At 39.5% G+C, this 13,528-nt stretch carries 6 protein-coding genes; all 6 read left to right on the forward strand.

Annotation, left to right across the window (positions count from 1 at the left end):
* The first annotated feature begins 86 nt into the window (after positions 1 to 86).
* The 6 genes from LV716_RS10820 (at position 87) to LV716_RS10845 (ending at position 13,528) form a co-directional block, all read left to right on the forward strand.
* Entirely contained in the window at positions 87 to 2,522 is a 2,436-nt protein-coding gene (locus LV716_RS10820; RefSeq protein WP_163417749.1) for an ABC transporter permease, read from the forward strand.
* 130 nt (positions 2,523 to 2,652) lie between these two features.
* Positions 2,653 to 6,072 (forward strand): glycoside hydrolase family 38 C-terminal domain-containing protein, encoded by a 3,420-nt coding sequence (locus tag LV716_RS10825; protein WP_163417750.1) that lies wholly within the window; start codon positions 2,653 to 2,655, stop codon positions 6,070 to 6,072.
* A complete protein-coding gene (locus tag LV716_RS10830) occupies positions 6,073 to 8,343 on the forward strand; it encodes a GH92 family glycosyl hydrolase (protein WP_163417751.1) in 2,271 nt (756 codons plus the stop codon). It begins immediately after the preceding gene.
* Positions 8,344 to 8,351: 8 nt separating this feature from the next.
* Positions 8,352 to 10,229 (forward strand): sodium:solute symporter family protein, encoded by a 1,878-nt coding sequence (locus LV716_RS10835; RefSeq protein WP_163417752.1) that lies wholly within the window; start codon positions 8,352 to 8,354, stop codon positions 10,227 to 10,229.
* A gap of 46 nt (positions 10,230 to 10,275) precedes the next feature.
* Positions 10,276 to 11,241, forward strand: coding sequence for a glycoside hydrolase family 130 protein (locus LV716_RS10840; RefSeq protein WP_163417753.1), 966 nt, complete (start codon positions 10,276 to 10,278; stop codon positions 11,239 to 11,241).
* Positions 11,242 to 11,260: 19 nt separating this feature from the next.
* On the forward strand, positions 11,261 to 13,528 hold the full coding sequence (locus tag LV716_RS10845; RefSeq protein ID WP_163417754.1) for a GH92 family glycosyl hydrolase: 2,268 nt from the start codon (positions 11,261 to 11,263) through the stop codon (positions 13,526 to 13,528).

Consider the following 13,528-nt stretch of genomic DNA (forward strand, 5'->3'; position numbering starts at 1 on the left):
ATTGTCAATTGTATTGATATTACATAAATAGAAATTTAAGTGTTGCCCCTTTATTAGAATAATTAATAAATGAAAATGATTGGTAAATGTTGAATTATAATGATTTAAAAACAGTAGTCCGTCTTTTTTTGAAACACAAGTTTGTCTTTTCCTTATGCATCATAGGGCTAAGTACTGGTTTTGCAGTGTTTATAATCGTTTTCATGCATTATCGATTTGAAAATAGTTATGACGGTATGCATGCGAATGCCAAAAATATATACCGTATGCACTCAATTTACGGGACTGATAATGGATATACCAGTACCTATGCAACTACGGATAACGGATACGGCCCTACATTGAAAGAGGAATTACCAGAAGTTCTTGATTATGTGAGGATACTTACCTATCAGTCAGAAAGAATTGTAAGTTATGCCAAGGATGATGAATCAGTTTTAAAATATCGTGAGCCCAATGTTTTTATAGTCGATTCTACCTTTTTTTCATTTTTTGATTATCCACTAAAAGTGGGCGCTATCAACGAAGTATTGAATCGCCCCAACACAATGGTCATTTCTGAAAGTGCTGCCAAAAAGTATTTCGGGAGTGGAAACCCGTTGGGAAAAGTCTTAACGATGTCAACCAGTGGTAGTCCATTTGAGTGCGAGATTACCGGTATTTTTTATGATATCCCTGATAATTCCAATCTTCAATTCGATTTTTTGATTTCTATGGAGACTCAAAAACAGATATGGAAGGAATTGGATAATTCATGGAATTATGCCATTTCGTATACCTATTTACACTTAGCAGAAAACATTGATGTTGAAAAAATGGAAGACCGCATCATGGAGGTTTTCTTTAAGAGAAGCGGTGTAGTGGCCCAAGGCGACTTAAACTATGATATGGAACTGGTGCATTTTCCCGAAATTCATTTAAACGAACCTTTACAATGGGAACACGAGAAAAAGGGAAGTAGAGCAGAAACCAAATATCTGCTTATAATAGCTCTTTTTATCATAATTATCTCTTGGCTGAATTACATCAATATAAGTACTTCATTGGCTACAAAACGAAATGCGACTACACGTATAAAAACCATACTTGGTGCTGGAAAAATTCAAGTCATTTTTCATTTTATAGTTGAAGCATTTTTTGTAAACCTGATTTCAATATGTTTTTCCATACTATTAATTCTTCTGGCCACCCCGTTGATCAATACCTATTTCGACAATGGGGGTATGGGCTTCATTTTTAGCACTGGACTCATTTCATTGGTATTGGTAGGAATCTTGGTGATAGGCACTTTTGTTTCAGGGCTTGTTGCAACAGTTTTCTTTTTTGTAAACAATCCAGATTTTTTATTAAAACCTGATGCAAAAAGTTCAGGTTCAAGGTTTAAACGTGCTATGGTGGTTTTCCAATTTATAACAGTGGTTGTGTTATTGATTGGTACTATAATGGTTTATAAGCAGGTTCAATTTATGCGTTCCCAAGAAATTGGAGTTGATTTAAGTCAAACCATGGTTATCAAACCTCCGATAGGTAGTGATTCAAGTCCAAAAGGATTATATAGGTTCAGAGAATCACTCTCAGAAAATGCATCGATTATCAATGTTACGGCCAGTAGCGATATCCCGGGTCAATTTATGGATATGGGGTATATGGTCGATAGAACCGATATTGACACTCCCATTCATGAAATAACAGATGGGGGGTATATTGATTATGACTATGTTGAAACATTAGACTTAGAAATGGCAGCTGGAGTCGATTTTGATGAAACATCTGACCCTTGGCGTAAAATTTTAATCAATGAAGAAATGGCAAAGCTTTTAAATTTTGAAAGCCCCGATGACGCCGTTGGAAAGCACATTCAATTACCAGAGCTCTACCGGAAGGAGGCGGTGACCATCATTGGAGTATTAAAAAACTATAGACAACAATCCCCTACCCATAATTTTAAACCCGTATTCTTCTATTGTACCAAATCTGATTGGGGGCGTTATAATTATTTTATTGTTCGATACACAGGGAAGACCGATGAAGTTGTTTCTTATTTAAATGATAAATGGATTAGATCTTTTCCAACCAGTTCGTTTGATTACTATTTTCTTGATGGTCATTACGAAGAGCAATATAATGGAAACGTACGTTTTGGTAATCTTTTTAGTGCCCTTTGCATCTTGGCAATACTAATCGCAATTTTAGGCCTATTGGGCTTATCCATCCAAGCTGCCCAACAACGGATCAAAGAAATCGGGATTCGGAAAGTAAACGGGGCCAAAATATGGGAAGTATTGGTCTTGTTGAACAAAGACTTTATAAAATGGGTCGTTATTGCCTTCTTCATTGGTAGTGCGTTGGCTTTCTTTTTCATTCAGAATTGGCTAGAGAACTTTGCAGTACAAACAAGAATTAGTTGGTGGGTTTTCGCTTTGGCAGGAATAATCACCTTTATAATAAGTTCAGCAACGGTAAGTTGGCAGAGTTGGAAATCTGCCAGGATAAATCCTGTTCTAGCTTTACGAAACGAATAAAATTTATAGGTATATGAAAGCCTACAGATAAGCTTGTAGAAATTAAAATAAAAGTAGATAAATCAGGTTGAAAAAAAATTAAATGAAAAAAATGAATTTTTGGAAGGTTCCAAACAAAACATCTAACAAAATGAAAGTAAATAAAAATCTTTTCACTTTATTGTTGAGCATATTCGTATTCGTATTTGTCTTTGTGCCGAATGCCTATGCACAAGACAATTATTTTGCCGGTTATAAGGCATCTATCTCTGGTGCCAATTTCGCATACCATTCCCCTTTTTCAAATCTTGACCAATGTCTTTTGACAAGGGCAAAGTCAAGTTTCGATCCAATTGAATGGGAGACCGAGGTAATTCCCGTTTCCTATACAAAGCCAACAGCATCATTTATTTGGGGCTATGGTATTGGTGCAAAATCTCCAAGCCAGCAGTTCGACCTTTACGTTAATGATAAAAAGGTACTTAGATTTTCATCACCAAATAGTAATGAGCAATTGCGCACATTAAAGGGAAAAGACGGTATCGTACTGCAATTCAACCGTTCAATGATAGATATGAATCTAGATGAAATGGGTACAGCCGTACTTACCGTTCCAGATTCCTATTTTACCAAGGGCAAGCCAGTGGTATTGAAAATAGATGGTGTTGATAATGATAGTAACGAATGGTTTATGACTTTCAAACGTGAGCTTGGTGAAAAAATTAGAACACAACAGTTAAAGGTAGTCGTAAAGAAAGATGGTAAGCTCTTTCATAGTGTCCGATTTGAATTGATGCATCTTAAAAAACCAACTACGGCTAGCATTTCGGCATCAAACAATAAGCAGAAATATAAGATCAACACAGGTTTTAATGAGTTGGATTTTTTGGTACCGGCAGTACAGTCACCTACTGAAATGGATGTGGAATTAAAAATAGGGAATAAAAAAGAACAACTTAGTTTTACGGTTGAACCTGTACGGGAGTGGACCATCAACTTGGTACAGCATTCACATACGGATATCGGCTACACAAGATCTCAAACCGAAATTTTAGCGGAGCACCTGCGCTTTATTGACACGGCTTTGGATTATTGTGATCAGACCGATGATTATCCAGACGAAGCCAAGTTCCGATGGACCTGCGAAGCTTCATGGACCGTTAGGGAGTATTTGAAAAATAGACCAAAGAGCCAGATAGATAGACTATTACAACGCATAAAAGAGGGGCGTATCGAAGTAACGGGCATGTTCTTCAACTTCTCGGAAATTATTGATGAAACCGCATTGGCCATGCAAACACAGGCCTTAAAGCATTTCAAAGAAAAGGGAATCGATGTTACTACCGCCATGCAAAATGATGTGAATGGTATTGGTTGGGCCATGATCGATCTGTACAAAAATACAGGTGTAAAATATTTGACTATGGGGCAACATGGTCATCGTGCCCATGTTCCCTTTAACAAGCCCACTTCATTTTGGTGGGAATCCAATTCAGGTAACCGACTTTTGGCCTATCGAAGTGAGCATTATACGCATGGTAATGCGTTAAGTTTGACCAGTGGAAAGATGGACCAGTTCAGGTCGAATCTTTCAAGCTACCTTAGCAAATTGGAGGACAAAGGCTATCCGTACAACAGAACGGCATTTCAATTTTCAGGCTATTTGACCGATAATTCGCCGCCATCCACAATAGCTTGCGATATTGTAAAAGAATGGAACGAAAAGTACGAATGGCCCAAGCTAAAACTTTCTTTGGACAGCGAGTTTATGCTCTATGTTGAGAAACATCTGGCCGAAGAACTTCCCGTAAAAAAAGTAGCTTGGCCCGATTGGTGGACCGACGGCTTCGGATCGGCGTTTCGAGAAACCAAAACAGCAAGAACGGCACATTCTCAAATGATAGGGAATATGGGGCTGCTATCAATGTCCTATCTCATGGGGTCAGAACTTCCTAAAACCATCAATGGAGAGATTGAAAAGGCCTATGATGAATTGTTATTTTACGATGAGCATACCTTTGGTGCCGCGGAAAGTATCACAGACCCATTGGGTGAAAACTCTGTTGTCCAATGGGGGCAAAAATCAGCCTATGCTTGGACTGCCTATAAAGAATCAAGCTTGATTAGGGAAAAAGCGCTAGGACTCATACAACAACATGTTCCAAAAGGAGAATACCCAACAGTAGCGGTATTCAATACATTAAATTGGGAACGATCCGGATTGGTAAATGTATATATAGACCATGAATTACTGCCTTTAGGACGTGATTACAAACTTGTTGATGAGAATGGAAAAGCCATTCAAATACAGCGTATATCGAGCAGAGCCGATGGAAGTAACTATACCTTATGGGCCACTAATATACCCCCCATGGGCTATGCAACTTTTCGTATCATTCTTGAAGATAAAAAGGATAAGCAGACCGATAAAGTAACAGAGCATGACAACTCCATACTTGAAAACGAATACTATCGCTTAAAAATAGACCGTGAAAAAGGGGTGGTCACAAGCCTTTTTGATAAAGAGTTGAACAAGGAATTGGTAGATATGGATAGTTCAACAAAACTTGGCGAATTCATCTACGAAGAACCCGAAGACCGTAAATCCATGGAACGGCTTACCAATACCAGTAGGGATACGGTATATGTTCCTATTAAGAGAAAAATAAGCGGCCTAACCGATATTACGGTTTCTGACATTAAGAAAAATGCACTGTGGAACAGTGTCGCCGTTAATGGAAAAATAGAAGGATGTGCGGACGAAAGAGGTGTAAACCTAGAAATAAGACTCTATAACACGTCCAAAAAAATAGAACTCTCTTATAGCATGGTAAAGTTACCGGTAACTTCACCTGAAGGCGTATACATTGCCTTTCCTTTTAAAATGAGCGATGATGATGAGTTGGCTTTTGATGTTCAGGGAGGTACAGTTAATCCTGGGGTAAATCAATTGGAAGGTACATCTGCAGATTGGAACGTTATTCAAAATTTTGCAGCAGTACAGAATAATGAGGCGCAAATTCTATTTAGCAGTAATGATGTGCCTTTGGTACATTTTGGTGATATCAATACAGGTAGATTTTACTACAAGCGCAAACCCCAAAGCCCACACATTTATTCTTGGGTGTTGAATAATTATTGGGTGACTAATTTTAGAGCCAGTCAAGATGGCGAAATGAAATGGAGTTATTTCTTGACATCATCATCAAATACATCAAACACCTTTGCTACTAAGTTTGGGTGGGGTAATCGTGTTGGTATGGCGGGTCGTGTTATTTCACCAGAGAAAGATTCAACAACTGAAAAAACACTAAGTAAGTCCGTACTGAATCTCGGCGTATCCAATCTACTTCTTGTGAATGCAAAACCAACAGCTATAAACGATGGTGTTATACTTCACCTTCGCGAAACAGAAGGTGACCATGCGATTTTAGACATCAATGCATTAATGAATCAAACTGGGGCAAAAGAAGTGTATGAGGTCAACGTACTCGGAGAAGAAATACAGCAATTGACCAAGCCGATGCTCATAGAACACTATGAAACAAGGTTTATTTTATTAAAAATGTAGATGAAAAGCACATCACACATCTTAAAAAGAGGGCATGTCCTAATACTTGTATTGATTTTAGGAACATGTTATACCTCTTGCAAGAATGAACCTAAACAAGAAACCAGGGAAAGTCTTGTGGATTATGTTAATCCATTTATTGGCACAGGAGGCCACGGCCACACTTTTCCCGGTGCTACCGCTCCATTTGGAATGGTACAACCCAGTCCAGGTAACGGTATTACTGGTTGGGACTGGTGTTCAGGGTATCATATCAGCGATTCAATCATTTCTGGTTTTGGTCAATTGCACCTAAGCGGTACGGGTATTGGCGATTTGACCGATGTATTGTTGATGCCAACAAACAAATCTGTTGATGTAACCCTTTTTGGAACTTCTAGGGATAGCCTTCCCTATACTTCAAGCTTTCCACACAGTAGCGAGCTTGCTTCGCCGGGGTATTATGAAGTCTATCTCGAAGAACCCAAGGTTGATGTAGCCCTAACGGCCAATGACTATGTAGCCTTCCATAAATATACTTTTAGGGAGGAAAATAATCCTTCATTTATTCTTGATTTAGGATTTGCGGTCAATTGGGACAAACCAACCGAAGGTCATATCGCAGTAGAAAATGAAAATCGTTTGGTAGGTTATCGTTTTAGTACAGGATGGGCAAAAAATCAAAAAGTGTTTTTTGTGATTGAAACTTCAAAACCCATTACAACGCATCAATTGGTTACCGATGGAAAAGCAGTGGAGGGCATGAGCTCCGTCAAAGGAAAAAAGACAGGTGGCCAGTTCTTTTTCACAAAGGATTCTTTAAAAACAGTCGATGTCAAAGTTGCGCTGTCCTCGGTTAGTATCGATAATGCAAAAGAAAACTTACGACAACAAGGAGCCGAACAAAATTTTGAGGAAATCAAAAATCGGACCAGTAAACAATGGGAATCTTTGTTGGCTAAGATCCAAGTGGAAACACCTATCGATTCTCTAAAAACCATCTTTTATACTGCACTATACCATACTCAAATTGCCCCTGTTCTCTTTAGCGATGTCAATAACGAGTTTCGGTTGCAAAATGATAGTATTGTCAAGACAAGTGGAAAGACCTACTCTACCTTATCGCTTTGGGATACGTTCCGAGCGGAAAACCCCCTCTTAAATCTACTACATCCAGAGAAGGTAAGTGATATCATACAATCCATGTTGGCTTATTACGATGAACAGGGAAGGTTGCCTGTATGGACACTTTATGGTAACGAGACCGATACTATGACGGGCAATCACGGTGTTTCGGTCATCTGTGAAGCCTTTTTAAAAGGAATTCGTGGTTTTAATATTGAAAAGGCCTATGCAGCAGTTCGAGAAACCATGATGGGTGATATTCGTGGACTTGGTCCTTATAAAAAATACGGTTACATCCCGTTTACCGAATTGGATGAATCCGTAACGATCACCTTGGAATTTGCCTATAATGATTGGTGTGTGGCCCAAATGGCCAGAGTATTGGGAAAAAATGATGACCATGACTATTTTTTGAAAAGGTCTAAAGCATATCAATACCTTTTTGATGCTAAAACAGGTTTTATGAGAGGTAAATCAGTAGATGGAAAAAGTTGGAACGAACCCTTTGACCCAAAATATTCAAACCATCGCGAACATACAGATTATACCGAAGGTAATGCCTGGCAACACAGCTGGTTTGTATTGCACGACGTTGCTGACTTTATTGGGCTTCATGGCGGAAATGACGCTTTTACCAAAAAGTTGGAGCAACTTTTTACCGAAACTTCAGAAATTTCCGGAGACAATATTTCTGCAGACATATCAGGATTAATTGGGCAGTATGCCCATGGCAATGAACCTAGCCATCACATAGCCTATATGTTCAATCGAGCTCAGCATCCATGGAAAACGCAGTATTGGGTACGCGAAATTTTAGACACCCAATATAGTACAAAACCAGATGGATTGAGCGGCAATGAAGACTGCGGACAAATGTCTGCATGGTATGTCTTTAGTTCCCTCGGTTTTTATCCCATGAACCCAGCTTCGGGACAGTACGAACTCGGAAGCCCGATTTTTGAAAAGGCGACCATCACACTTTCTGGGGACAAGAAATTCGAAGTTATCGCAAAAAATACTTCAGCAACCAACAAGTACATTCAATCCGTAAAATTGAATGGCAAATTGTTGGAGCGTACTTATATCGATCATTCGGAAATTTTAGCGGGCGGTACACTGGAGTTTGAAATGGGACCAGAACCCAATAAAATGTGGGGCATAAATTAGACCACTCTATGGATGTAATAGATATTTCGATTATTGTAATTTACGTGCTGCTCACCCTTTTTGTGGGTATTTGGGTTTCAAAAAAGGCTTCCAAAGGGCTTAAGTCCTATTTTCTGGGCGGGAATAATATAAAATGGTATTATCTGGGTTTGAGCAATGGTTCTGGAATGTTTGATATTTCAGGTACTGCTTGGATGGTGGGCATCCTCTTCCTTTATGGGGCAAAAAGCTTTATGTTCATGTGGCTTTGGCCCGTTTGGAACCAAGTATTTATCATGATTTTCTTGGCGGTCTGGATAAGGCGTTCAAACATCATGACAGGTTCTGAATGGATTCTTACCCGCTTTGGTGATGGTAAAGCAGGTAGGGCTTCGCACAGTATCGTTGCCATTTTTGCAGTGGTTTCTGCGGTAGGTTTCATCGCTTATTTTTTTGAAGGTATTGGTAAATTCATGACTGTGATCTTGCCTTGGAACATTCCGTTGGAAATTGGAGAAACCCTCATCTTGACTTCCGACCAATCCTATGCTCTCATCATTATTTTCCTCACAACTTTATATACTATCAAAGGAGGGATGTTTTCTGTAGTTGCTACCGAAGTACTGCAGTACGTAATTATGGTTATCGCAGGTATTTTAGTGGCAGGCTATACTTTTTTTACGTTTAGCGATATGGAGATCACTTCAGTTATTTCAGAAGAATGGAAGAATATCTTTTTCAGCAATGAACTTGGCCCACATTGGAGCAGCAAGTTTCAAGCATTTAATAACCTGATTGATTCCGAGGGCTATAAAATGTTCGGAGCCTTAATTGGAATGACCTTGTTCAAAGGTTTTTTTGCCAGTATTGCCGGCCCAGTACCCAGTTATGATTTTCAACGGATTTTATCCACAAGATCGGTGAAAGAAGCAGCTTATATGAGTGGATTTACAAACTTGATCTTATTCATACCCCGATATTTATTGATCACGGGATTTGTAGTCATCGCTTTGGTGGTTTTGGGACCGCAAATGGCTGCAGATCCCAATTTATCCGGCGGAGATTTGGAAATCATTCTCCCCAAGGTCATCAACAACCATATTCCCGTGGGCATAAAGGGACTGATGTTGGCTGGTCTGCTGGCTGCCTTCATGTCCACTTTTTCTGCGTTCGTAAACTCAGGACCTGCCTATATCGTAAACGATATCTATAAAAAATATTTTAAGCCAGAAGCTCCGAGCAAACACTACATTAAAGCTAGTTATGTTGCTTCGTTCGGTGTAGTTATTCTTGGTGTTTTCATGGGCTTCTTTGCGGATTCCATTAACTCATTGACCCTTTGGATTACCAGCGCTCTGTATGGCGGCTACGTAGCTGCTAATTTTTTAAAGTGGGTATGGTGGCGCTTTAATGGCTGGGGCTATTTTTGGGGCATGTTAGCAGGTTTGCTCATCGCTACGCTTCAATTCTTTTTGGACCAATACAAAGGAAGTTTTGAAGAAGGGTCGCTTTTATACGAGCTTTCTAATGTACACGCCATATATCTCTTCCCTTTGATATTTGGTTTTTCGCTCCTTGGGTCCTTTTTGGGTACCTATTTTTCAAGGCCTACCGAAATGAACGTGCTGAAATCCTTTTATGCCTCGGTCAAACCCTGGGGCTGGTGGAAACCTGTTTTGGAACAGTTAAAAAATGAAGATTCCAGTTTTGAAAAGAATACTGATTTTAAGATGGATATGGTAAACTGTACCGTTGGGATTGTTTGGCAATCGAGCATGATACTGCTTCCCATTTATTTTCTGATTAGGGACTATCCCAAAACATGGATTTCACTGGCAGTTTTTCTGGTTACCTCTGCAATTTTAAAATTTACTTGGTTGGATAAGGTTCGAAAAATCCCCAATTAAACCCGTATAAAAAGTTCAATGTATAAGATTCCAAAAAAATAAAAATATGAGTTCAATTCCATGGCAAGATAGACCCGCTTCGAGTAAGGATGTTGTTTGGCGCTATGATAAAAACCCCATAATTCGACGAGATGCCATTCCATCATCCAACAGTATTTTCAATAGTGCCGTAGTACCTTTTAAAGATGGTTATGCTGGGGTGTTCCGATGTGACAACAAGGCGGTTCAAATGAACATATTTGCAGGGTTCAGTAAAGATGGAATTCATTGGAACATTGAGCACAGCCCCATAGATTTTAAGGATGGAAACACCCAAATGATTGAGTCGGCCTATAAATACGACCCGCGGGTCACTTTCATTGAAGATCGCTATTGGATAACATGGTGCAATGGCTATCACGGCCCAACAATTGGCATAGGATATACATTTGATTTCAAGGAATTTTTTCAATGCGAAAATGCATTTTTGCCCTTCAACAGAAATGGCGTGCTCTTTCCTGAAAAGATAGACGGTAAATATGCTATGCTAAGTAGGCCTAGCGATAATGGACATACACCTTTTGGGGATATTTATCTGAGTTATAGTCCAGATATGAAATATTGGGGCGAACATCGTGTGGTAATGAAAGCCTCTCCCTTTGAGGATAGTGCTTGGCAATGTACCAAAATTGGTGCGGGGTCCGTACCTATTTTAACGGATGAAGGTTGGTTGATGTTCTACCACGGAGTGATCAATACCTGCAATGGCTTTAGATATTCTATGGGTTCTGCAATTTTGGATAAAAATGACCCTTCAAAAGTAACCTATCGAACACAGCCCTATCTATTGTCACCACAAACATCTTATGAATGTATAGGCGATGTCCCCAATGTGGTGTTTCCCTGTGCTTCATTGCATTCCATTGAAGAAGATAAGATTGCCATCTATTATGGAGCGGCGGATACTGTTGTGGCTTTGGCGTTTGGCCATATTTCGGAGATTGTGAAATTCACAAAGGAAAATAGTTTGTAATAGTCATTTTTTGGAATTCATGAGATGGTACACCTACATATTGATTCTTCTTTTTACAAGTTGTACGCAATTGTCAAAAAAGCAGATTAGTGAGGAAAAACTGATTAACTATGTCAATCCTTTCATTGGTACTGATGGCCCAGGAAATACTTATCCGGGTGCGACCGTCCCATTTGGAATGGTACAATTAAGTCCGGATATTGGTATCCCAGGCTGGGACCGTATTGCAGGATACTATTATCAAGATTCTATTATTTCTGGTTTTTCGCATACCCACCTTTCTGGTACGGGCGCAGGCGATTTGTACGATATTTTAGTGATGCCAACAAACAGTAGGTTTTCCAAAAAAATAAAGGAAAACAATTATAAACCTTTTTCCAGCTTCAGTCATGACCAAGAAGGGGCATCGCCAGGATATTATTGGGTAAACCTGTTGGATTATGGCATCAAAGCAGAAATGACCGCTACAGCAAGAGTTGGGGTGCACCGCTATACGTTTCCTGAAGATAATGATACACAACTACACGTAGATTTAGGATATGCCATCAATTGGGATACCCCGACCGATACCTTTATTAAGGTAGTCAACGATTCCACTTTGCAAGGGTATCGAATGTCCACAGGTTGGGCCAGAAACCAGAGGGTTTATTTTGAAATGCAATTTTCAAAACCTTTCACATCCCATGAGATTCTTGATGATAAAAAGAAGGATGCCCCTCCGTTTAATGGTATCAATTCCAAAATAATACTTCACTACAGTACTGCTAAAGATGAGCAAATTGAAGTTAAAACGGGATTGTCATCAGTAAGTATGGAAGCTGCAGGGAAAGCCATTACGATTGAAGCTGGCCAGAACTTTGATGCTATTCAGCAAAAAGCGGCATCGCAATGGGAACATGAATTACAAAAGATAACAGTCGATACAAAAGATGTAAATAAAAAAACCATCTTCTATACGATGCTGTATCAATCCATGCTTGCCCCTACACTGTACAGCGATATCAATAATGAATACAAAGCGGCCAATGATACTCAGGGGCTTTTCAAGAAAGGTCAGGATACCATTGTGAAAACGGATGGATTTCTCCGTTACGATACATTTTCGTTGTGGGATACGTTTCGGGCGGCACATCCCTTACAAACCATAATACATCCAGAAAAAGTACCTGATATCATCAATTCCCTATTGGCCCACTATCAAGAGACAGATATACTGCCCGTATGGTCAATGCAGGGGAGCGAGACCAATATGATGATCGGTTACCATGCCGTACCCGTAATCGTGGATGCCTACTTTAAAGGTTTTCAGTTTGATGCAGCGTTGGCGTATACTGCCTGTAAAGAGAGTGCCATGGTCAACGGACGACAGATTGATGTTTATAAAGAGAGGGGATTTATTCCTGCGGATGAAAACCATGAAAATTGGTCGGTTTCGAAGACCATGGAATATGCCTTTGACGACTGGTGCATTGCCATGTTTGCAAAAGCTTTGGGCAAAGAAGATGATTATCGTTACTTTTTAAAACGCTCGGAGAGTTGGAAAAACCTATACAACGAAGAAAGCTCATGGATACAACCAAAAGATACCAATGGTGAATTTATTATACCTTTCGTCCCTAAATTATATGGGCCCAATTTCGCTGAGAGCAACGCTTGGCAATATTATTGGTTTGTGCCTCATGACATAGAAGGACTTATTGAAAAAACTGGAGGTAGAGAACGATTTACCCAAAAATTGGATTCAATGTTCAGCTACGCGCCCAAACCATCGGATAAACTGCCGATATTCAGTACGGGAATGATTGGGCAATATGCGCACGGTAATGAACCAAGCCATCACGTGGCCTATCTCTATAATTATTTGGGACAGCCTTCAAAAACTCAAAAATTGGTTCGCGATATTTTAGAAGGGCAATATAAAAATGAACCTAATGGCCATTGTGGAAATGAAGATTGCGGGCAGATGTCATCTTGGTATATTTTGAGTGCCTTGGGGTTTTATCCCGTAAATCCTGCTCAGGGAACTTATGACCTTGGTATTCCGTTGTATGAAAGTGCCTTGATTCAAGTTGGTAACGGCAAAACATTTCATGTAATAGCAGAAGGAGGTATCCATAAACGCTTCGTTGAAAAGGTATTTTTAAATGGAGAAGCATTGTCCAGGAACTATATCACTCATAAAGAAATCAGTTCGGGAGGCACTTTGATTTTCAAGTTAACAGATAATCCTGAATTTGCAGATAATAAGCAGCTCAAAACCCCCGAAGTCAATAAAATCTATAACTAG

The sequence above is a fragment of the Flagellimonas sp. HMM57 genome (assembly GCF_021390175.1).
Classification (GTDB): Bacteria; Bacteroidota; Bacteroidia; order Flavobacteriales; family Flavobacteriaceae; genus Flagellimonas.

Bases quoted from the DNA above. Each gene is read 5' to 3' on its own strand.
- LV716_RS10820 (WP_163417749.1), top strand. From the start codon at position 87: ATGTTGAATTATAATGATTTAAAAACAGTAGTCCGTCTTTTTTTGAAA.
- LV716_RS10825 (WP_163417750.1), top strand. From the start codon at position 2,653: ATGAAAGTAAATAAAAATCTTTTCACTTTATTGTTGAGCATATTCGTA.
- LV716_RS10830 (WP_163417751.1), top strand. From the start codon at position 6,073: ATGAAAAGCACATCACACATCTTAAAAAGAGGGCATGTCCTAATACTT.
- LV716_RS10835 (WP_163417752.1), top strand. From the start codon at position 8,352: ATGGATGTAATAGATATTTCGATTATTGTAATTTACGTGCTGCTCACC.
- LV716_RS10840 (WP_163417753.1), top strand. From the start codon at position 10,276: ATGAGTTCAATTCCATGGCAAGATAGACCCGCTTCGAGTAAGGATGTT.
- LV716_RS10845 (WP_163417754.1), top strand. From the start codon at position 11,261: ATGAGATGGTACACCTACATATTGATTCTTCTTTTTACAAGTTGTACG.